Consider the following 21,013-nt stretch of genomic DNA (forward strand, 5'->3'; position numbering starts at 1 on the left):
GTAATACGCTAGGGGGAATATAAATGAAATATCCAAACGGCAAACAGTACAGCAGCGCTGGAAAATCCCCTGGAACCAATTTCTCACAAGGTTACAGTAACCGAGGGATGACGCTGGAAGAGGATATTAATGCTACCAATACTTTTTACCTGGATACGGACAGAGCAGTCATCCATAAGAAACCAACACCAGTACAAATTGTTAATGTTAACTATCCGAAAAGGAGTGCTGCTGTAATTACAGAAGCGTATTTCAAGCAGGCTTCCACTACCGACTACAACGGTATATACCGGAACAAATATATTGATTTCGAAGCAAAGGAGACAAAGAATAAGACGCGTTTTCCGCTGGCAAATATTCACGAGCACCAAATCGCCCATATGAAATCGGTGATTCATCATGGAGGCATCAGCTTTTTAATAATCCGTTTTGCAGTATATAATAAGACATATTATATTCCAGCTGAGTCTTTTTTCCCTTATTGGGATCAACAGTTCAAAAAAGATGGCAAAAAGTCAATTCCATATGAAACCATAACGAACGAGGGATATTTAATACCCTTTCATTACCAGGCAAGAGTTAACTATTTAGCTATAATTGATAAGCTTTATTTTTAGATTGGAGGAAGATGAGTTATGGCGGAAAAAGGCCAATCTCGTACAGCAAGAAGAAAACAGAAGAAAACATCAAAAAAACCTATATGGAAAAAAATATTACTAATTGCATTGATTGGAATGCTGGCAATCGGCATAGGGGTTGGTGCACTATTCACCTACTATATTTCCACTGCCCCGGAAATTGATGCATCTAAACTGGATAGTCCTTATTCATCCAAGATTTATGATAAAGATGGAGACCTATTTGCGGATTTGGGTGCTACACAACGTACCAAAGTGGAATACAGTGAACTTCCCGATGTGTTAATTGATGCTGTTATCGCTACCGAGGACTCAAGGTTTTTCGAGCATCCAGGTGTAGATATCTGGCGTATTGGCGGAGCAGTAATCGCCAATATAACACAAGGATTTGGGTCAGAGGGTGCCAGTACGATTACGCAGCAATTAGTCGAGAAGTCATTTCTGTCCCCGGAAAAGAAGATCAGCCTCAAAGTACAGGAAATGTGGCTGGCCTTACAACTCGAACAGGAATATACAAAAAAACAAATATTGGAAATGTATTTAAATAAGATTTATTACGGTAGTGGCGCTTATGGCGTTGCCAAAGCCGCAGAAGTTTACTTCGGCAAAACCGACTTAAGTAAACTGACTTTGCCTGAAGCAGCAATTCTTGCTGGGTTGCCACAGCGTCCATCGGCGTACAACCCATTCAAAAACCCCGAGCTTATGAAAGAGCGGATGAATATTGTATTAAGTTTAATGGTGCAACATGGCAAAATAACCGAAGAACAAGCAGCCGAAGCAAAAAAAGTTGACATCCCTTCTCTTCTGAGTAAGTCTCAGGAAGATCCAACACCATACGAGGCCTTCTTGCAGCGAGTTCAAAAAGAGGTTAAACAGAAGCTTGATGGTGCAGATATTTACACAGATGGTTTAAAAATTTATACAACAATTGATACAAAAGCACAGGAATATGTTGAATTCTTATTATCAAATAAAGAGGATAACCCTATTAATTATCCCGGCCCTGTAACGGATTCTAAAGGAAATGAAGTCAATATGAAAGCTGGCATGGTTGTTCTAGACTCTAAAACAGGCGCTATTCGGGCAATAGGCGGAGATCGCAATGGAATGGAGTCAGGTGACTTTAACTATGCCACCGACATTAGCAGACAACCAGGCTCCACTTTTAAACCAGTTATCGCCTATGGACCGGCAATTGAAAATCAGCAGTGGTCCACGTACCATCAATTGAATGATGATGGTCCATATGAAATTAAAGGCAGTGACCAGAAAATCCATACCTGGGTAGGCAATGGCCATTACTATGGCTGGGTGTCCATGCGTTTTGCTCTACGTGAATCATTAAACGTTCCAGCAGCAAAAACACTTGAAGAAGTAGGCTATGGTACTGCTCAAAAATTTGCAGAGAGTATCGGTATCACTTTTAATAATGACAACATATCGCTGACTGACGCGATTGGAGGATCAAGTTCAGGAGCATCTCCAATGGAGCTTGCCGGAGCTTACCGGGCATTCGCCAATGAAGGAATATATAATGAACCTTATGCTGTAACAAAAGTCGTATTCCCAGACAGCGGAAGAGAAGTTAATCTCAAACCTGAACCAGAAGCAGTGATGTCTGATTATACTGCATATATGATTACTGACATGTTAAAAACGGCAGTTAACGAAGGTACTGGTAAAGCAGCAGATGTTCCTGGTCTACCACTGGCAGGAAAAACAGGAACAACCAACCTTGAAGGGAAAGATGGCAGTCCGGATTCGTGGTTCAGTGGGTACACTACCAACTATACAATCTCAACCTGGACTGGTTATGACGATCAAAAAGTCGTACTCCCGGATACCAAAATAGCTCAAGACTTATTCCGGTACACGATGCAGGAACTTTCCAAAGACATTGAAACACCGGACTTCCAAAAACCTGATTCAGTTGTGGAGGTGGCTGTTGAAGAAGGGACAAAACCAGCCAAACTGCCAAGTGAGAATACACCGGAGTCCAAGATTGTCACAGAACTATTTGTTAAAGGAAACGTGCCGTCTGAGACATCCGAGAAATATAAGCAACTGGATCCTGTAAAAGACTTGAAGGCTGAATATAATAAAGATGCAAACAGTATTGAGGTTGCGTGGAAATATGGCTCGGCAGAGGATATTACCTTTGAAGTAAGTGCAAGTGTAAATGGAGGTCAAATGCAGTCGCTATCCTCCACCAATGAAACGTCCCTTGAAATTTCCAATGTGGAACCCGGGGCCGAATACGAGATTCAGGTTGTGGCTGTAAGTGAGGAAACAGAAGCAAATGCAAGTGAACCTGTTACAACTACTGTTAAAGTTCCCGGTGAAAATGACGAGGATGAGGAAAATGAAGGAGACGGTAACGGTGACGGTAATTTGCCACCCGTTGGCAATTTAAAAGCCGCCGCCACTGAGTCCAAAATCGATGTTTCCTGGAGTTATGATGACCAATCAGCAAAATATGTAGTTGTGGTCAGCCGTGATGGAAATAAGCTTAAAGAACAGACAGTTAATACGGAAGGTATTGTTATTGAAGGTAATTTAGAACCTGGTGCCACCTACACGATAACCGTGACCCCTACTGGCCAAGATGGAAACACCGGTCCGGGAAAAAGTACTTCAGCTAAGGTACCGGGCGGCGGTGACACCGGCGGAAACGATGAAGACGGTGGAAATGGCGGCGGTGAAGGAGAAGGAGACACCGGTGGCAATGGAGATGGCCAAGGTGATGGTGACACTGGCGGCAGTGGTGAAGGTCAAGGTGACAGCGACACTGGCGGCGGTGGCGATGGCCAAAGTGATGGAAATGCCCAAAGTACCAACAATACCGATAACCAAAATACCGAAAACTAACTTAAAAAGGAGGCAGCCGTGCGGCTGCCTCCTTTGTATTCCAATTAACCTGTCGCCTTTGCTTTCTTCATTCTTTTCTGTCCTTCCCGGCATAAATCCAGCAGCGGACATTCTGGACATTGGGGGTTTCTTGCTTTACAGTGATACCGCCCGAAGAAAATCATACGGTGATGTGTATCAGCCCACTCATCTTTCGGTACTTTTTTCATTAAAGTTTCTTCCACTTCTAATACGGAATCCTTCCATCTGCAAATCCCAAGTCGTTTGGATACCCGTTCGACATGGGTGTCTACTGCTATCGCCGGTTCCCTGAATGCCACGGATGCAACCACATTGGCCGTCTTCCTCCCCACTCCGGCAAGTTTCATTAGCTCGGTTTTTGACTGAGGTACCTCTCCCCCATATTCGTCAATTAACATCTGGCATAGCTTGCGAATATTTTTAGCCTTATTTCGGTACAGCCCGATAGACTTAATATCATGTTGTAGCTCCTCCAACGGAACTGCAAGGTAATCTTGTGGGGTTTTATATTTCTCAAACAATGATCTAGTGACTTTATTAACCAGGTTATCTGTACATTGTGCTGAAAGAAGGACAGCTATAACCAATTCAAATGGATTGGAATGCCGTAACTCACATTCAGCATGAGGAAACATTTCTTTCATTACTTCCAGGCAATAATTCACCTGCTTTTTATTAAGCATTTTTACTAATCATCCCCTTCAAGCCAATTATAATAAAAGGAAGTATCTCTCTCTTTATTCGCTTCCTGTGTAACAGAAGCTTTATTATTGTGGAATGACTTGCTAGCCTGTCTGGCTTGTTCCACTGTTTTGATACCTTTCCTTTTCCATTCTCTGATAATCCGGTCGATATATTTAAAATTGAGTTTACCCATCAGAACCGATTCCCTTAACGCAGCTTTAATGAGCGCCGGCAATACTTCATCCTCATCCAGCCAGGTATTGATCATTTCAATTTCAAATGGAGAGAGTGGACGGCCGAATTCCTGTTCAAACAAGATAAAAATCGTTCCATCTTCAGGATAATCTTTTTTTTCCTCTTTCTCGTGAAATAGCTTCTCCCACAGAGGATTAAGACTGTATACTTCCGATAAGACATTATTTTCATTTTCCCACTGCTCAATCGATAGAAGGTTTTTTTGAATAAGCTTCCGAAGTATATCCGAACAGCCTTTTTCATCTATGGTTAAACAAGATGCCAGGTCATACGGTGTTGGAAATTCATTGTTCTCCTGGATAAAACGGAAAAGTTGGAGAACGACCATCACTTCCGTTTCATTCAGGCCCATGGATGAGTATTTTTCTAACAAACGTTTTGGTATCTGCACTTGATTCAATAAAATATCCTGAAATGAAATGGACTTTTTCATGAAATAAACACCTCAATCCCAGTATAGCATGTTTAGATTAAAAAAATTTTAAAATCCCCTGCTGTTTTGCAAGGGATTTTTTAAGTCTTATGGATATAGGCGGTTTAGCAGTCTTGGGAACGGAATCGTTTCCCTCACATGTTCCACACCGGATAGCCATGCAACGGTACGTTCTAGACCAAGTCCAAATCCGGAATGTGGTACACTTCCAAATTGCCGTAGTTCGAGATACCATTTATACGCTTCACCGGTGAGATTGTGTTCTTCATAACGCTGTTTCATTAGCTCAAGATCATCAATCCGTTGGGAGCCTCCGATAATCTCTCCATATCCTTCAGGAGCGATTAAATCGGCACATAGAACGACTTCAGGTCTTTCCGGATCAGGTTTCATATAGAATGCTTTAATATCAGCCGGATAGTTTGTAATAAACACCGGTTTATCAAAGCTTTCTGCGATGGCAGTTTCATGCGGAGCGCCAAAGTCCTCTCCCCACTCGATATCTGTGAACCCTTTTTCTTTAAGCAGTTCAATTGCATCATCATAGGAAATACGTGGAAACGGTGCTTTGATTGCCTCCAGCTTGGACGTATCTCGTTCTAGCGTTTCAAGCTCAAGTTTACAGTTTTCCAATACAGACTGTACAACAAAGCTTACATATTGTTCCTGAATTTCCAAACTTTCATCATGGTCCACAAAAGCCATTTCTGGTTCAATCATCCAGAATTCGATTAAATGTCTCCGTGTCTTTGATTTTTCAGCTCTGAAGGTTGGGCCAAATGAAAATACTTTTCCATATGCCATAGCTGCTGCTTCCATATATAACTGTCCGCTTTGTGAGAGATATGCCTCTTCTTCAAAATACTGTGTGTGGAACAGCTCTGTAGTACCTTCTGCTGAAGACCCCGTAAGGATTGGCGGATCAATTTTTACATAACCTTTATCATTATAAAATTGGTATGTTGCACGGATAATTTCATTTCTAACCTTCATAACAGCGTGCTGACGCTTAGATCGCAGCCATAGATGCCGGTGGTCCATCAGGAATTCAGTTCCATGCTCTTTTGGTGTAATCGGGTAATCTACTGCTTCCTGAATCAGCTCAATATCACTGACCTGCATTTCGTAACCAAATGGTGACCGTTTGTCTTCCACAATTTTTCCCGTTATGTACATGGATGATTCTTGTGTCATGTTCTTTGCAAGCTGAAATGTCTCTTCTGTTACATCATTTTTGGCAACCACTGCCTGAATAAAGCCAGTTCCATCTCTTAATTGCAGAAATGCGATTTTTCCGCTTGAACGTTTATTTGCGAGCCATGCTCCAATTTTGACCTCTTGGCCTTCAAATTCCGGCACTTGTGCTATTGTTGTTTTCAAAACAATTACCTCCATTGCATTATGATTGGTGATTTACTACAAATCGTTTAATTCGTTTAGCTGCTTCCTGCAATGCCTCTGTTGATGTTGCGTAGGAGAGTCGTACATTATCAGGTGAGCCAAAACCTGACCCCGGCACCAATGCAACCTTTTCTTCCTCAAGTAAAGCTTTAACCCATTCATCGACAGAATCAAAACCATTACTTTCAGCAGCTTCAGATACATTCGGGAAAAGATAAAATGCTCCTTTAGGCTTAATACATTGTATACCAGGAATATCATTTAACAAGCTATACAATAATTCAAGCCGCTCACTGAACACCTTACGCATTTCTTTATTTGCATCTCCATCTGCCTGATATGCTGCAAGTGCCGCATACTGAGCAATTGAAGTGGGATTTGAAGTGGAATGCGAAGCAAGACTTGTCATTGCTTTGATTATTTTTTCGGGTCCTGCTGCATAGCCAATTCTCCATCCGGTCATCGCGTGCGACTTTGACACGCCATTAATTATAACGGTTTGATCTTTCAACTGATCAGAAAAAGAAGCAATTGAAACATGTTTATCGTTCGTATAAATCAGTTTTTCGTAAATTTCATCAGAGATAATTAAAATGTTATGGTTAAGACATACTTCACCAAGTTTTTTTAATTCATCTTCAGTATACATCATGCCGGTCGGATTACTTGGTGAATTAATAATGACTGCTTTCGTTTTTGAAGTGATCGAATCTTTAAGCTGTTCTGGTGTCAGCTTAAAACTGTTTTTCTCATCCGCCTGCACCATCACAGGTTTACCGCCTGCCAGCTTAACCTGTTCAGGATAGCTTACCCAGTAAGGTGCGGGTACAATCACTTCATCACCGTCATTAAGCAATACCTGAAAAAGTGTATATAAAGCATGTTTAGCTCCTGTAGTTACAATTATTTCAGAAGCTGAATATGTTAAATCATTATCGGAATCAAACTTTTTGGCAATTGCTTTTTTAAGTTCCGGAATTCCTCCCGCAGGTGTATATTTTGTTTGCCCCTGTTTCATTGCATCAGCAGCTGCTTCGATTATAAACTCTGGAGTATTGAAATCAGGTTCGCCTACTCCAAGACCTATCACATCATAGCCCTGACTTTTTAATTCTTTTGCTTTAGCCGTAATCGCGAGTGTGGATGACGGCGTTAATGTCTTTACTCTGTTTGCTAAGTCCATTGTGCTCCCTGCCTTTCTAATTAAACATTTGCTTAAAACCGATCATCTCAATTCGGGTACCATCATCCATTGACCAATAGTCGATAACATAACGCCCAGAACTGTCAGTGTATGTCAGCTCCCAAGCGGGTTGACTGTCCTCGCCGATTATGGCAGGAGTAATATCAATCAGTTTACAATTACTGCATTGCTCTTCCCATTGTGACTGAATGCTTCCCTCCTGCATAATTTCAGATGTACTGATAGAGATGACCTCTTCCTTCTTCTCAGTAAACGGATAAAAAATGGCTTTTTCCTTATTATCATTTGTTGTACCAAATACTACATAATAAGCATGATCACCATGGAAACGTTCTATACTCTCAATATTAACCAGGTCAGTTGTTCTTAACACTTCCTTTGTCACTTGGTCAAATGGCGCAGTTTTTTGTTGTTGAATTTCATTATACAAATATACACTATAACTCAAACAAGAAACCAGCAGGAGAAATACGATGGCAACTGCCCACTTGAGCCAATCAGGTACGGTAAATCGTGAATATTGCCTGTTCATCATTATCCTCATCCAATGCTAAGCCAAACATCAGATCCTCTCCTTTAAGTGTCCGGTTTAAACAGTCGACAATTTTGTATAAATCCGATGAATAACTTATCTTGAGCTTCGTCAGCGTTTCAATTTGATTACCCATCATTTCCCCTCCATTATTTTGCTTCTTGTTTTATCAAATTTTACTACTTATAGTACAACGTGCATTGCTAACACTATAAGTAACGTTGAAAATAAATATCATGGTGTACCATACCAGTATAACAAGCATGTGAATAAAATTGTTTAACTTTATTTATTTCAACTACAATACCCCTAACCCATACCATCATACTGATGCATTGACCCAGTGCATCAGTATATTTTTTAAAACCATTCTTCGGCTTTATCCATCAATATTTTCGTTGGCTCATAGGTAATCGGCACGTCTGGAATAGATCCAGTGAAGAACTTACCATATCGTGCCTGAATAATACGGGCATCACATACGAATACAATTCCGCGGTCAGCAGAGGATCTGATCAGCCGCCCAAATCCTTGTTTAAACCGAATAACCGCCTCAGGTAATGATAATTCAAAGAAAGCATTCTTACCTTTTTCCTTAAACTGATTCGATTTAGCTTCATAAATCGGATGATTGGGTGGCTGGAACGGCAGTCGTACTATTACAAGACAAGACAAATCTTCACCGGGAATGTCAACTCCTTCCCAAAAAGAACTTGTCCCAAGAAGTATTGACTGATCAAACGTTTGAAAGTTTTTTTTCAACCTTGATCTGCTGCCACTGGAAACACCTTGGGCGATAAGCATATATTTGTTGGTGTCCATGATTTCCCTCAATAGGTTGTATGATTTCTTTAACATATCGTAAGAAGTAAATAAAACGAGCATTCTTCCATTAGTTATTTGAGCTAGAGACAGGATTGCCTCACATGTTGAATAAATGAACTCTTCCTGGTTCCCTTTCCTAATATCGGGAAAATCGCTGGGTACCATTAACTGCACCTGGTTCCTATAGGTAAAAGGTGATTCAATTTTCCTCGTAATTATTTCATCTGGAACAAGACCAAGCCTGTTTTGAATAAATGAGAAAGAATTCTTCATGGTCAGGGTTGCACTTGTCAGAATAACACTTCGTTTCCTACTGAAAAAGTCATCTGCCAGCAAGGAGGATACTTCAGTCGGTTCCCGGTACAGGTATACGGCGTTTTTCGCCCCGTACGCTTCGATTTCAATCCACTTAACATCATTCGTTTCATCGTTTAATAAGAAAAGCTGATCGAGACTGTCAATAATTGCCTGAAGTGCAATTGTAATTCTGGTTATATCCTTAGGTTCTGTTTCACGCTCGCTATTTAAACCAAGGCTGAACTCCTTGGACACTGACAAAATCTGGACTAAGTCTCCAAGATAATACATCAACCGTGAAGCCATTTCAAGGATGGTATTCCACTGACTTTTGTCCTCTTTTTCATTTTCAAAACGATACTGGACTCTTCCAATGTCGCTTAGGGATTTGTTGTTTTGCTGCTGTTTTACTACATACTGGAACAGCTGACGAAAAAGATCATCAGCCTCATATCTAGCCTTAGCAAAAAGTTCATCCCATTTCTCGTTCTTAAATCTTGAAGCATCGATAACATCCTGTGCCAATAATTTGCCAAGCCACCCTCCCTCAGAGGATGAACCTACCTGTGAAAGCGTGTATTGGATATGCACATAGTCAAGTTTGAGCCCATAATGTTTGGACGCCGTTTCTTCAAGATGATGTGCTTCATCGATGATTACTTTTTCATATGACGGAAGAAGCTGATAGCCACTGAATAAATCCAAACAAAGTAACGCATGATTGGTAATGATGATGTCTGCCTGCTGTGCTTTTCTCCGCGCTTGTTGATAGTAGGAGCGCGCAAACCATGGGGAGGAAGGATCAGAATAGTCTTCTGCATCGGTTGAAACCCGTTTATAAAACAGGTAGCCACTTGATGGAAGCTGAATTTCATCAATGTCACCTGTTTCCGTTTCAGTCAGCCAAACAAGAATCATCGCTTTGGTTAATACGGTATCGTAGTTGTCCCCCTGATTCGAAGAAAGTGTCCGCTCAAACTTCTGTAAACTTATATAATGCTGCATCCCCTTTAGAATTGCCGCGTTAAACGGAAAGGAAACCAGACCTCGGAGCATTGGTATTTCTTCTTCAATTAATTGAGATTGCAATTGTGTAGTATACGTGCTGATTAATATCCGTTTATGTGACTTAACTGCATCATATACTGCTGGCAGCAAATAAGCTAATGACTTTCCTGTGCCTGTCTCTGCCTCAATTAAAGCATGTTTACCTGTTTGTATTGCATCATATACAGTTTCCGACATTTCACGCTGTCCGGCTCGTTTCTCGTAATTAATCAATTTTTGATGCAGTTTTCCATTCTTTTCATATATATCATCCAAAAAATCACCGAAGGATATTTCGGCATTCTCCCTGGTAACTGGAATATCCTCTATCGGCTTGAAAGCTAAACCTTTATATGTATCAATATTTTTGTCCTCATAAGGAGAGAAGGCAAGGTGTTGCTCACGCTCTTTCAATATCTGATATAAATCAGATTTCAGGTTACTTTCCAATTTTAGTAAATGATTGATGGTCTCATATGGAAGCTTTTCGAGTTTCTTTATTAACTGCAAAAATAATTTAGCTGTTACTTCTGCATCAGACAGAGCTCTGTGTGGATCTTCATGTCTGATTCCAAGGTGTTCAGCAAGCTGTCCTAGTTTAAAGCTTGGTGCTTGCGGAAAGAGAACCCTTGCCAGTTCCACGGTATCAATAACCGGATTCTGGATTGGAATGAACCCATTCGACTCCAATTCAGCATTAAGAAAGCCCATATCAAACGGTACATTGTGCGCTACTAAATAACCATCCTCAAAAAAGGAAAGAATTTCAGAAGCCCGCTCTGAAAAGATGGGAGCTTCCCTGACATCCTCATCAGTAATACCAGTAAGGTTGGAAACAAATGGTGGAATCGGGATATCCGGATTAAAAAAAGAGGAGAATTCCTTTACTATTTCATTATCTTCGATGACAACAATTCCTGCCTCAATAATTTTATCGTGAGCACCTGAAGAATGACCGGTGGTTTCCAGGTCAATCACAACATATTTGTTACGCATAATTCCACCTTACTTCCTGAAATGATAGAAAAACTCCTATCAACTAACTGATAAGAGTTTTACCCCTTAGCCAAAATGTATTATACCCTGGTAAGTGGCGGTTCCTGCTCTAGGAGCTGCTTAACCTGATTAGTATGAGAATCCATTATTGCCACTTTTGGCTTAAATCCTTCAAGGTCACTTTGGGGCACAAGTGCATAGGCGACAATAATAACTATATCTCCTGGTTGGACCAGTCGTGCAGCAGCCCCGTTCAAACATATGACTCCTGTTCCCCGTTCACCCGGAATCACATACGTTTCAAGTCGGGCACCATTATTATTATTGACAATTTGTACTTTTTCATGGGGCAAAATATCAACCTCATCCAGAATATCCTGATCGATTGTAATGCTTCCGACGTATTCCAGGTTTGCTTCTGTTACTTTTGCCCGGTGTATCTTTGCTTTCATCATGGTGCAGAACATGTTCGTTTCCCCCTACCTTAATCGCCTGATCAAGTTACCATCTGCATCAAATATCAGGTTATCAATCAATCTGGCCCCTGAAAACTTCACTGCCACGGCCAATATAACTTGTTGATCGATTGAATGCACTGGTTCAAGATTCGGGTAACTCAATAACTCGACATAATCAGTGGTTCCGGATGTATGGTTTTTAATCAGATCCGTCACCTCTTTTACAATAATAGCAGGATTCTGTTGACCGTCAACTGCCATCTGACGTCCTGTTTCAAGTGCTCGTGAGAGCCATACGGCCTCCTTGCGCTCTTTTGTTTTCAGATTGACATTCCTGCTGCTTTTAGCAAGCCCGTCTGGCTCACGCACGGTAGGAAGAGCAATAAGTTCCACGGGAAAATTAAGATCTTCGATGAGGGCATCCACAATTGCGACTTGCTGGGCATCCTTTAGACCAAAATACACTCTGTCGGGACTGATTATATTGAATAACTTGGTTAAAACAGTTCCGACTCCATCAAAATGACCAGGACGTGAGCGACCGCAGAGTGTGTCAACCCGATTTGTCATAGACATAGCAACCGTCATTTCAACAGGATACATATCTTTCTGCTCAGGAGCAAACACGATGTCGATACCAGTTTCTTCAGCCAACCGTAAATCTCGTTTTTCGTCGCGCGGATATTTATCAAAGTCCTCGTTTGGCCCAAACTGTAGTGGATTCACAAATATACTGGTGATTGCTATGCTGTTTTCGCTTACAGCTTCAGTCATTAGAGCAAGATGACCTTCATGAAAATAGCCCATTGTAGGTACAAATCCGATCGTTTCCTGCGAAGCCAGTTCTTTCATCTTATTTTGCATTTCCTTAACTGAACGAATAATCTCCATGAAATTATTCCTTCTCACTCGGTAGTGCGTCACGTGATTTGATATGAAAGGAGTGCTCATCAAGTGGGAAAGACTCGCTCTTAACCTCACTGACATACAATTCCAATGCCGCTTTACCTGCCTGATTGTAGTCGGCATATGGCTTCACGAATTTAGGAAGACGATCAACACCGTATTGAAGAATATCATGATACACAAGAACCTGTCCGTCACATTCCACTCCTGCTCCAATTCCGATTGTTGGAATGGTCAATGAATCAGTTACAATCGCGGCAAGTTCTTTAGGTACACATTCAAGCACGACTGCAATAGCACCAGCGTCATCTAACTGCTTTGCATCGTTAAGCAACTTGGTACCAGCCTCCCGGTCCTTTCCCTGAACTTTGTATCCACCAAGCACGTTAACAGATTGCGGAGTAAGTCCAAGATGAGCCACAACCGGTATCCCTGCTGCAGTAAGTTTTTCGGTCAGCAAAACAATTTCCTCGGTTGCTCCCTCAAGTTTTATTGCCTGGGCACTTGTTTCCTGGAAAATCTTTTTAGCATTTTTCATAGAATCTTCCAAGGTAACGTGATATGACATAAAAGGCATATCAACTACTGTGAATGTATCTTTTGCACCGCGTCTAACAGCCTTTCCATGATGAATCATATCCTCCACAGTAACGTTGACAGTGGATTCATAACCGAGCATGACCATACCAAGCGAATCACCTACAAGAATCATATCCACACCCGCCTCTTGGGCCTGCTTAGCAGATGGATAATCGTATGCAGTAACCATTGAGATTTTTTCCCTCTCAGCTTTCATCTTCTGCAAATCGCGTCTTCCCAGCATTATTAGTTTCCCCCTTTGTAAACCACTCAATTTCAGCAGAATAAATTTTCCTGACACCATCATTCTCGGTACGGGATAGCAGTGCCCCGTCCTCGGCTATTCCTAGAAAGGTTGCTTCCCATTCCTTGTGACGGGTACGGATACGAATCTGCTCACCTATTCGGTACCCATAGCTCTCCCATTTTTCTTTAACGGCGGGAAAGCCCTCTTCCAAAAAGGAGTCATAAGCGCATTCAAAGTTTTTTAAAATATGCTGGATTATATATTTAATACTCCAGTTCTTACCTGTTTCAATCTTCAACGATGTTGCCGTAGATTGTAACGCTTCCTGAAAGTCATCTTCGGTCTGATTCACATTCAGGCCGATACCGATTACCACATACTGAATCTGATCTTGTTCAGCCTGCATTTCAGTTAGAATTCCTGCCGTTTTCCTATGTTGAATGAAGATGTCATTTGGCCATTTTATTTTTGGTTCCGCTGAAGTTAGTTGCGATAATGATTCAGCAAGGACTGTGGCAGACAGTAAAGTCAACTGGGGGGCCATTACCGGTAAAATATCAGGATTCAGCAGAATACTCATCCAAATCCCCTTATTTTTAGTTGATTGCCATGGCCTCGCCATTCTTCCCTTGCCTGCTGTCTGTTCGTCCGCGATAACCACAGTACCATGTGGTGCCCCTTCCCGTGCTGCCTGGTGTGCAACCTCCTGGGTTGTAGGAGTTGTAGGTTTATGTATGATGGTTTTTCCAAGCCAGCTTGTTTTCAGGCCCCACTGGATAGTGTTCTCGCTGACCTTATCCGGGGATTTGACAATGCGATATCCCTTCTTTGATACACCTTCTATTTCGTATCCGTCTTTTTCGAGCTCTTTCATGTGTTTCCAAATAGCACTTCTGGATATATTTAATATTTCTGAGAGAGACTGGCCCGAGATATACCGTTGATGATTTTTCTCAAGTAATTCGATTAATCTGTTGCGTGTGGATTCCATTTTATCCAATCCCTTAAAACTTTTTTATTATTTTCGAGCTTTCCGGCTACAACCTGCTTTTCTACTGCTATAAGGGTTTCCCGAATCCAAGGTCCTTTTTCTGCTTCAGGGAAGATTTCGCGAATATCATGGCCGGATACCTCCAGGCCCCTGGATGATTCAATTGGCAGTTTTTCGTTTATTTCAATTAAATCATCAGCAGCTAAGTTGCTGTCAGGGCTAAATAAGCAGTTTACAAGACGTGTAAAGTCCTCATAAAGATGTTTAGGCAGACAATAAACTGTCCAAAAGTCGAGTCCTCGTTCCTCATAATGCATAAGTCCCTCATACAGCTGGATGGCCTCTTGTTTAATTTTGTTGGACAACTTCCACTCGCTGACCCACTGTTTAATACTAATTGCAGATTCCAAGAGATGAAATAAGGCAATCACAGCGCCGAAAGACTTTAAAGGCTGAAGGTCTGACGGTAATTTATTTATGATATAGGGATATTCTATCATAACCGGAAGATGTTCATATACTTTTGTTTCCCTTAAATACTTTATTCCAGTTTCTGAATGCTCACCGGCAAATAATTTTGCAAGTTCATTGCCGATTCGTTCTACAGCTATATTTTCAATTTCTTTTTTTACATATTTTATGGCACGGAGGGTATTTTCACTTATAGTAAAACCCAATTGGCTCGAGAACCGCAATGCCCGTATAATTCGGAGCGGATCTTCCATAAATCGGTCATAGCCATTGCCAACAGTCCGAATCACTTTTCGTTCGATGTCTTTTCTGCCGTCGAACAAGTCAATAATCTCACCGTACCGATCCATGGCAAGTGCGTTAATAGTGAAATCCCGACGTTCTAAATCGCCGTCAATTGTCTGGATAAAATGTACCGAATCTGGATGGCGCTGATCTGTATAATCTCCATCAACCCTGTATGTTGTTACTTCGTAGGACCCTCCGGCGGACTGAACTATCACAGTACCATGCTGAATACCTACAGGGATGACTCTTTTAAAAATCTGTTGAATTACTTCAGGCCGTGCGGAAGTAGCAATATCAATATCACCCAGTTCCCGGTCCAAGAGGAAATCCCTAACACATCCGCCCACAAAGAAAGCTTCGTACCCACTGTTTTCAATTTGCTCGACTACTTTCACAGCATCAGCAAAAGGTTTTGTTTGTAACATCCGTATCACCATTTTCCATCTCGGAGTTCCCTGGAAGAATTTGTTCATACAGCTTTGTGTATTGTTGGACAATATCCTGGGAATAAAAATGTTCACGTGCATGTTTCCACGAATTCCGGGAAAATTTTTCTAGTAATTTCTGGTCAGACAGTAACTTGACAGCATATGTGGCAGCCTGTTCAATATTGCCCAGTTCAATGATATATCCAGTCTCATTATGCCGAATAACTTCGGGAATCCCTCCTACATCGGTACCAATACACGGTACTTTGCAGGACATTGCCTCAAGAAGCACTAGGCCAAAACTCTCTTTTTCAGACATTAACAGTTTAAGATCGGAAATAGACAAGAGATCCCGTACATTTTTTTGTTTTCCGAGAAACAGAACTTTATCTGTCAGCCCAAGGTCTACAACCAGCTGGTAAGCTTGAGAATATTCAGGACCATCGCCGACGAGCAAAAGCTTTGACTTAATCTTTTCCTGTACTTTCTGAAAAGAATAGATTACGTCCTGAACCCGCTTAACTTTGCGGAAATTGGAAATATGAATAAGTACTTTTTCACCAGGTTCAATGCCATATTCCCGCTTGATTTCCGGAAGTTCTCTCCGCTCATACTGTTCCTCGTTAACAAAATTATAAATTACATTAATACCTCTGGTAATGCCAAGCATATCCCGCGTTTGTTGAACGAGACTTTCAGAGACAGCGGTGACTGCGTCTGACTTCTCAATGCCGTGCTGGATCATTTTCTTGAGGGATTGATCATAACCAAGCACGGTAATATCCGTTCCATGGAGGGTTGTCACTATCTTAACGTCATGTTTGGCAATATCTTTTGCTAAAATCGCGCAGATGGCATGAGGCATAGCATAATGGACATGAAGGATATCAAGCTTTTCCTGGTCAATGACTTCAGCCATCTTATTGGCGAGAGCAAGATCAAACGGAGGATACTGAAACACTGGATAATGGTTCATTTCCACTTCATGATAATAAATATTAGGATGAACACCGTTCAGGCGAAATGGAAGGCTGGAAGTAATAAAATGAATCTGATGACCTTGCTTAGCCATCAGCATTCCCAGCTCTGTTGCAATAATCCCCGAACCGCCCACGGTGGGATAACAAGTTATTCCGATTTTTTTCATAGCTTTTTCCCTCATTTGTATTCTTTAATAATCTCTCGCCACTCAAAATCACCATCATCCAATGCACGGATAGAAATTTCAGCTGCTGCCAGATTTGTAGCAAGAGGAATCAAGTGAACATCGCAGAGCCGCATCAGGGCGCTGACATCCGGTTCATGCGGCTGGGCGGTTAATGGATCCCGGAAAAAAATGACCATATCCATTTCGTTATTTGCAATTTTTGCCCCTATCTGCTGATCTCCTCCAAGCGGTCCTGACTGAAACCGGTGGATATGCAAGCCTGTTGCTTCAGCTATTTTCTTTCCTGTCGTTCCTGTTGCATAAAGCTGATGTTTCTTCAGAATATGTTCGTAGGCAACAGAGAAGTTAATAATCTCCTGTTTTTTCTTATCATGAGCAATTAATGCGATATTCATTGGCATCCCGCCTATTCCAATATATTTTCGAGCCCATAGACCAGTCTATCGAGATCCATTACTTTATTGATTGAAAGTTTAACCCCGTCCATAAAAGATTGCCGGTTATAGGAATCATGTTTTACCGTCAATGTCTGTCCAGGTCCTCCAAAAAGAACTTCCTGGTGTGCCACCAGACCTGGCAGCCGGACACTGTGAATTCGGATTCCGTCTGTCTCAGCACCTCTGGCACCTGCCATGGTCTCTTTCTCATCCGGATTTCCCTGCTTTTTACTTTCACGGGTATCTTTAATCATTTCTGCCGTCTTGACTGCTGAACCAGATGGAGCATCCAACTTCTGATCATGATGTTTTTCAATTATCTCCACATCGGGTAAATATTTAGCAGCCATTTGGGCAAATTGCATCATCAATACAGCCCCAACCGCAAAATTTGGTGCAATTATGCAACCTATACGATTCACCTCAGATATATCCTCAAGTTCTTTAATCTGTTCCGGGGTGAAGCCTGATGTTCCTACCACAGCACGAATACTATGCTTAAGTGCCAGTCTGGTATTCCGAAAACCTGCCTCGGGATTGGTTAAATCCACAAAAACATCAGCCTGGACTTCTTCAAAACACACTTCCGGATTATCAAATACAGGAACGTATAAGTCGGGCAACCCTTCCATGTCAGATAGTTTTTTTCCATTATTTTTTCGATCTATACATGCAACAAGCTCAAATGTTTTCTCACTCGTTACCATATTTATCGCTTCTCTCCCCATTTTACCTCGGGGGCCTGCGATAACTACTTTAACTGTCATAACTGTATATCCTCCTATTATGTGGACTCAAGCTACTGCTCTTTACGTGTCCATCGGTCTTTGTCTCTTGTTTCAATTTTATTCATTGATCGCTCAAAAGCATGAGATAAATTGATATCCAGTGAATTTGCGAAACATGTAAGTACAAATATCACGTCACCAAGCTCATCTTCAACCGATTTTTCCTCTTCTGTTTTTTTCTTTGGTTTTTCACCATAATAATGATTCACTTCGCGAGCCAGTTCACCTGTTTCCTCTGTCAGTCTGGCCATCAGACTCAATGGTGAGAAATAACCTTCTTTAAACTGGGAAATATAATTATCAACCCGCTTCTGTATATCCCGTGTTGTGTATGTTTGATCAGATGCAGACATATCTATTGCTCCCTCAACTTTAATAATCTCCTTTAATGTTAGCTAAATGGCTCTTGTTTGACAAATTTTTTAAACTGTTTAGCCTTAAGAGTATAAATGCTTAAAGAGAAATTTGTGTAGTAAAACTATGATTAAACAAAACAGATTAGAAAAGAATTAGGAGGGGATTAAGATGCTCTTTGGCCTTAAAATTAAGAACATTATTTTTATCTTGCTCGGATCGGCCATTTTCTCATTCGGTATTGTACATTTTAATATGCAAAATAATCTTGGTGAAGGTGGATTCACAGGTATCACCCTTTTGCTTTACTTTTTATGGGGATGGGATCCCGCAATTACAAATATTCTTTTGAACATTCCGGTCTTCTTCATTGGATGGAAATTTCTCGGTCGTAATACTTTTCTTTATACAGTTATCGGAACACTCGCTGTGTCATTATTTTTGTATATTTTCCAACTCGATCCATACCCTACATATCTGCAAAACGACATGACACTCGTTGCCCTATTCGCGGGGGTATTTATTGGTGTTGGCTTGGGAATAATTTTCCGCTACGGAGGTACCACAGGCGGTGTGGACATTATTGCCCGACTTGTCCATAAATATGTCGGTTGGAGTATGGGAAAGACAATGTTTCTTTTCGACTTTGTGGTGATTGCAACTTCGGTGTTCACCATACTGGAATTGGTAGAAGGAATGTATACTCTGGTAGCCGTATATATCGGTGCAAGGGTAATTGATTTTATCCAGGAAGGTGCGTATTCTGCCCGTGGTGCAACAATAATTTCGAGCCACAGTGATGCAATAGCAAATAAAATCATAAAAGATATGGACCGCGGTGTAACCGTGTTATCAGGCCGGGGAAGTTTTACCGGTGAAAAACGTGACGTCCTATATTGCATTGTGGGTAGGAATGAAATTGTGCGACTGAAAAACCTTATTGATGCAATTGATCCCCATGCATTTGTAGCAGTAAGCTCCGTCCATGATGTAGTGGGAGAAGGATTCACTCTTGATGAAAATAAAAATCCGATTGAATGATATTAGCAATATATACTATAGTGAACCTATCTTCTTACATGAGCTACAATTATACCAACAAACTAAATTCATTACTTAATTAGCGTGGCGTGATTCTCACTGAGAAAGATTTTCATAAATTTTGTTGCTCTTTAACTTCGCAGTTGATAAAAACTGCGAACTAACAGCTTAGTTTCCCAAGTAGCAGCTTATTGATTTCCGCTCCGGGCAGTCGCTTTCACCACTCCGGGTGCAAGTCCAACATCTGTTCAAGCTAAAGCTTTCACAGTGTTTCCTTTGCCGCCGGGCAACGCTTCAACTTCCTCGGAAGGAAAGCACTTCCTGCGGGATTTTCAGCTGTTGCTTTTTCCGCTGGAGTCGACTTCCCTACGCTACAATCAAACTCATATTAGCGGAAGCAATACGCGTAGGCTCCTGCGGAAAAACGAGCCTAAGAGCCCCCACAGGGAGCGGTTTTTGTGACCGAGGAGGCTCGTGGGGAGTCCGCGGAAAGCGAAGTGTATTTCTGGAGCGAAGCTTAAGCTATACCTAAAGCCATTTGTTCAGAGTTTATAGTTTTTGTGGCATAATCAATAATGTTTTATAAAACAGCAAAGAGCAGAATGAACAAAAGCGCAAGCGCCCTGCTTATCACCGTATGACCTGGACGGAGTCGTATGAGATAAAGGAAACACAATGAGCAAAGCGAATTGATGTTGACTTTCACCACAAGGGTATAAGTGCGACTATGCCTCTGGCTCCACCAATCGGCAAGTCTACTTTATCGTAAGAAGAGTCCGGAAGTGCACTAAGTGATGGGCGCTGTAGCTGGACGTGGCTCTTGCTGGCAAAAAATTTTATAGGGCCAAAATTATATACTTTCTTACCTTGCAAAAAAAGGGTTGTCTCCTTAAGTCCATTTAGACTTAAGGGACAACCCCTTCTTAATCTTTAATCATCACCTGCAGCAAAGTAAATAAGGATAAAACGCACTAGCTCAGCAACTGCTACCAGTGCTGCGGCAACATATGTCAATGCTGCAGCATTCAATACTTTCTTCGTTTGACGCTCTTCATTATTCTTGATAACCCCTGTCGATACCAACTGGGCCATTGCCCGGTTCGAAGCATCGAATTCCACGGGTAGCGTTACAAGCTGGAACAACACTGCGGCTGACATAAAGATAATTCCGAACAGCAGCATACCCGGCATAGAAAAAAGGATACCGGCAAGAATCAGGAAAAATGAAAGATTGGATCCTGTAGTAGCTGCCGGAACCAAAGCATGTCTGAACCGAAGAAATGCATAATCGGTCGCATCCTGAATAGCATGTCCTACTTCGTGGGCAGCAATGGCTGAAGATGCCATTGATTTACCGTGATATACGCCTTCTGAAAGCCTTAGTACTTTCTTGCGTGGGTCATAGTGATCCGACAATACGCCTCTGGTCATCTGAACGTCTACATCGTAAATTCCATTATCATTCATTATTTTACGGGCGACCTCAGCCCCGGTTAAACTGGATGATGTTCCAACTTTTGAATATTTCTTATACGTGCTTTTCACCTTTGATTGAGCCCAAAGAGGTATAATCATCAACAGTGCGATATATATAATATATCCACCAAGTCCTCCCAGCATGTTCATTCCTCCAACATTATAATATATGTTTCT

The 21,013-nt window shown here is 41.5% G+C and carries 20 protein-coding genes; 3 read left to right on the forward strand and 17 right to left on the reverse strand.

Translation table 11 applies throughout. The features are described 5' to 3' along the window. Nucleotides 1–23: 23 nt before the first annotated feature. Nucleotides 24–617, forward strand: a complete 594-nt coding sequence (gene recU / locus ACFO3D_RS03915; protein WP_390293298.1) for a Holliday junction resolvase RecU — start codon at nucleotides 24–26, stop codon at nucleotides 615–617. An 18-nt stretch (nucleotides 618–635) separates the two neighbouring features. Next, complete coding sequence (locus ACFO3D_RS03920; RefSeq protein WP_390293299.1) at nucleotides 636–3,509, forward strand: PBP1A family penicillin-binding protein; 2,874 nt, start codon at nucleotides 636–638, stop codon at nucleotides 3,507–3,509. A gap of 44 nt (nucleotides 3,510–3,553) precedes the next feature. Here ACFO3D_RS03920 and nth read toward each other — a convergent pair whose 3' ends face one another. The 16 genes from nth to ACFO3D_RS04000 all read right to left on the reverse strand — a co-directional run bounded on the left by nth (nucleotide 3,554) and on the right by ACFO3D_RS04000 (nucleotide 18,318). Further along, nucleotides 3,554–4,213, reverse strand: coding sequence for an endonuclease III (nth, locus tag ACFO3D_RS03925; protein WP_390293300.1), 660 nt, complete (start codon nucleotides 4,211–4,213; stop codon nucleotides 3,554–3,556). Between the two features lie 5 nt (nucleotides 4,214–4,218). After that, the gene (locus tag ACFO3D_RS03930; RefSeq protein WP_390293301.1) at nucleotides 4,219–4,902 is read right to left on the reverse strand and encodes a DnaD domain-containing protein; all 684 of its coding nucleotides are present in this window, start codon (nucleotides 4,900–4,902) and stop codon (nucleotides 4,219–4,221) included. A gap of 87 nt (nucleotides 4,903–4,989) precedes the next feature. After that, entirely contained in the window at nucleotides 4,990–6,282 is a 1,293-nt protein-coding gene (asnS, locus tag ACFO3D_RS03935) for an asparagine--tRNA ligase (protein ID WP_390293302.1), read from the reverse strand. Between the two features lie 19 nt (nucleotides 6,283–6,301). Beyond that, nucleotides 6,302–7,486, reverse strand: coding sequence for a pyridoxal phosphate-dependent aminotransferase (locus ACFO3D_RS03940; protein WP_390293303.1), 1,185 nt, complete (start codon nucleotides 7,484–7,486; stop codon nucleotides 6,302–6,304). Nucleotides 7,487–7,502: 16 nt separating this feature from the next. Beyond that, nucleotides 7,503–8,039, reverse strand: a complete 537-nt coding sequence (locus tag ACFO3D_RS03945; RefSeq protein WP_390293304.1) for a cell wall elongation regulator TseB-like domain-containing protein — start codon at nucleotides 8,037–8,039, stop codon at nucleotides 7,503–7,505. Beyond that, nucleotides 8,005–8,175 carry a YpmA family protein gene (locus ACFO3D_RS03950; RefSeq protein ID WP_390293305.1) on the reverse strand — a complete coding sequence of 57 codons (171 nt, stop codon included), beginning with the start codon at nucleotides 8,173–8,175 and terminating at the stop codon, nucleotides 8,005–8,007. The genes ACFO3D_RS03945 and ACFO3D_RS03950 overlap by 35 nt, the downstream gene beginning before the upstream one ends. Nucleotides 8,176–8,399: 224 nt before the next feature. Beyond that, nucleotides 8,400–11,204, reverse strand: a complete 2,805-nt coding sequence (gene dinG, locus ACFO3D_RS03955) for an ATP-dependent DNA helicase DinG (protein WP_390293306.1) — start codon at nucleotides 11,202–11,204, stop codon at nucleotides 8,400–8,402. Between the two features lie 80 nt (nucleotides 11,205–11,284). Next, nucleotides 11,285–11,671, reverse strand: coding sequence for an aspartate 1-decarboxylase (gene panD / locus ACFO3D_RS03960; RefSeq protein ID WP_390293308.1), 387 nt, complete (start codon nucleotides 11,669–11,671; stop codon nucleotides 11,285–11,287). A 12-nt stretch (nucleotides 11,672–11,683) separates the two neighbouring features. Beyond that, nucleotides 11,684–12,553, reverse strand: coding sequence for a pantoate--beta-alanine ligase (gene panC / locus ACFO3D_RS03965; protein WP_390293309.1), 870 nt, complete (start codon nucleotides 12,551–12,553; stop codon nucleotides 11,684–11,686). A gap of 4 nt (nucleotides 12,554–12,557) precedes the next feature. Then, the gene (panB, locus tag ACFO3D_RS03970) at nucleotides 12,558–13,391 is read right to left on the reverse strand and encodes a 3-methyl-2-oxobutanoate hydroxymethyltransferase (RefSeq protein WP_390293310.1); all 834 of its coding nucleotides are present in this window, start codon (nucleotides 13,389–13,391) and stop codon (nucleotides 12,558–12,560) included. Then, complete coding sequence (locus ACFO3D_RS03975) at nucleotides 13,354–14,385, reverse strand: biotin--[acetyl-CoA-carboxylase] ligase (RefSeq protein ID WP_390293311.1); 1,032 nt, start codon at nucleotides 14,383–14,385, stop codon at nucleotides 13,354–13,356. The genes panB and ACFO3D_RS03975 overlap by 38 nt, the downstream gene beginning before the upstream one ends. Next, nucleotides 14,361–15,569, reverse strand: coding sequence for a CCA tRNA nucleotidyltransferase (locus ACFO3D_RS03980; RefSeq protein WP_390293312.1), 1,209 nt, complete (start codon nucleotides 15,567–15,569; stop codon nucleotides 14,361–14,363). The genes ACFO3D_RS03975 and ACFO3D_RS03980 overlap by 25 nt, the downstream gene beginning before the upstream one ends. Then, nucleotides 15,544–16,719: an N-acetyl-alpha-D-glucosaminyl L-malate synthase BshA gene (bshA, locus tag ACFO3D_RS03985; RefSeq protein ID WP_390293313.1), complete on the reverse strand. Its 1,176-nt coding sequence runs from the start codon at nucleotides 16,717–16,719 to the stop codon at nucleotides 15,544–15,546. Before bshA ends, ACFO3D_RS03980 begins: the two co-directional genes overlap by 26 nt. Before the next feature lie 11 nt (nucleotides 16,720–16,730). Further along, the gene (gene mgsA / locus ACFO3D_RS03990) at nucleotides 16,731–17,135 is read right to left on the reverse strand and encodes a methylglyoxal synthase (RefSeq protein WP_390293314.1); all 405 of its coding nucleotides are present in this window, start codon (nucleotides 17,133–17,135) and stop codon (nucleotides 16,731–16,733) included. Between the two features lie 11 nt (nucleotides 17,136–17,146). Continuing rightward, on the reverse strand, nucleotides 17,147–17,944 hold the full coding sequence (gene dapB, locus ACFO3D_RS03995; protein ID WP_390293315.1) for a 4-hydroxy-tetrahydrodipicolinate reductase: 798 nt from the start codon (nucleotides 17,942–17,944) through the stop codon (nucleotides 17,147–17,149). 32 nt (nucleotides 17,945–17,976) lie between these two features. After that, nucleotides 17,977–18,318, reverse strand: coding sequence for a nucleotide pyrophosphohydrolase (locus tag ACFO3D_RS04000; RefSeq protein WP_390293316.1), 342 nt, complete (start codon nucleotides 18,316–18,318; stop codon nucleotides 17,977–17,979). Nucleotides 18,319–18,490: 172 nt separating this feature from the next. On the opposite strand from ACFO3D_RS04000, the gene ACFO3D_RS04005 reads away from it, so the two are divergent. After that, nucleotides 18,491–19,360 (forward strand): YitT family protein, encoded by an 870-nt coding sequence (locus ACFO3D_RS04005; protein WP_390293317.1) that lies wholly within the window; start codon nucleotides 18,491–18,493, stop codon nucleotides 19,358–19,360. 930 nt (nucleotides 19,361–20,290) lie between these two features. Here the strand turns inward: ACFO3D_RS04005 and ACFO3D_RS04010 are convergent. Next, the gene (locus ACFO3D_RS04010; RefSeq protein ID WP_390293318.1) at nucleotides 20,291–20,980 is read right to left on the reverse strand and encodes a zinc metallopeptidase; all 690 of its coding nucleotides are present in this window, start codon (nucleotides 20,978–20,980) and stop codon (nucleotides 20,291–20,293) included. Nucleotides 20,981–21,013 lie beyond the last annotated feature (33 nt).

The organism is Virgibacillus kekensis (genome assembly GCF_042654125.1).
GTDB lineage: Bacteria > Bacillota > Bacilli > Bacillales > Amphibacillaceae > Lentibacillus > Lentibacillus kekensis.

What these genes read in the sequence shown, in the direction of transcription:
- mgsA (WP_390293314.1), bottom strand. Translation starts at nt 17,135, where the DNA reads ATGAATATCGCATTAATTGCTCATGATAAGAAAAAACAGGAGATTATT.
- bshA (WP_390293313.1), bottom strand. Translation starts at nt 16,719, where the DNA reads ATGAAAAAAATCGGAATAACTTGTTATCCCACCGTGGGCGGTTCGGGG.
- ACFO3D_RS04000 (WP_390293316.1), bottom strand. Translation starts at nt 18,318, where the DNA reads ATGTCTGCATCTGATCAAACATACACAACACGGGATATACAGAAGCGG.
- ACFO3D_RS04010 (WP_390293318.1), bottom strand. Translation starts at nt 20,980, where the DNA reads ATGCTGGGAGGACTTGGTGGATATATTATATATATCGCACTGTTGATG.
- ACFO3D_RS03980 (WP_390293312.1), bottom strand. Translation starts at nt 15,569, where the DNA reads ATGTTACAAACAAAACCTTTTGCTGATGCTGTGAAAGTAGTCGAGCAA.
- panC (WP_390293309.1), bottom strand. Translation starts at nt 12,553, where the DNA reads ATGGAGATTATTCGTTCAGTTAAGGAAATGCAAAATAAGATGAAAGAA.
- nth (WP_390293300.1), bottom strand. Translation starts at nt 4,213, where the DNA reads ATGCTTAATAAAAAGCAGGTGAATTATTGCCTGGAAGTAATGAAAGAA.
- dinG (WP_390293306.1), bottom strand. Translation starts at nt 11,204, where the DNA reads ATGCGTAACAAATATGTTGTGATTGACCTGGAAACCACCGGTCATTCT.
- ACFO3D_RS03940 (WP_390293303.1), bottom strand. Translation starts at nt 7,486, where the DNA reads ATGGACTTAGCAAACAGAGTAAAGACATTAACGCCGTCATCCACACTC.
- dapB (WP_390293315.1), bottom strand. Translation starts at nt 17,944, where the DNA reads ATGACAGTTAAAGTAGTTATCGCAGGCCCCCGAGGTAAAATGGGGAGA.
- ACFO3D_RS04005 (WP_390293317.1), top strand. Translation starts at nt 18,491, where the DNA reads ATGCTCTTTGGCCTTAAAATTAAGAACATTATTTTTATCTTGCTCGGA.
- ACFO3D_RS03945 (WP_390293304.1), bottom strand. Translation starts at nt 8,039, where the DNA reads ATGAACAGGCAATATTCACGATTTACCGTACCTGATTGGCTCAAGTGG.
- panB (WP_390293310.1), bottom strand. Translation starts at nt 13,391, where the DNA reads ATGCTGGGAAGACGCGATTTGCAGAAGATGAAAGCTGAGAGGGAAAAA.
- ACFO3D_RS03950 (WP_390293305.1), bottom strand. Translation starts at nt 8,175, where the DNA reads ATGGGTAATCAAATTGAAACGCTGACGAAGCTCAAGATAAGTTATTCA.
- ACFO3D_RS03975 (WP_390293311.1), bottom strand. Translation starts at nt 14,385, where the DNA reads ATGGAATCCACACGCAACAGATTAATCGAATTACTTGAGAAAAATCAT.
- panD (WP_390293308.1), bottom strand. Translation starts at nt 11,671, where the DNA reads ATGTTCTGCACCATGATGAAAGCAAAGATACACCGGGCAAAAGTAACA.
- recU (WP_390293298.1), top strand. Translation starts at nt 24, where the DNA reads ATGAAATATCCAAACGGCAAACAGTACAGCAGCGCTGGAAAATCCCCT.
- ACFO3D_RS03930 (WP_390293301.1), bottom strand. Translation starts at nt 4,902, where the DNA reads ATGAAAAAGTCCATTTCATTTCAGGATATTTTATTGAATCAAGTGCAG.
- ACFO3D_RS03920 (WP_390293299.1), top strand. Translation starts at nt 636, where the DNA reads ATGGCGGAAAAAGGCCAATCTCGTACAGCAAGAAGAAAACAGAAGAAA.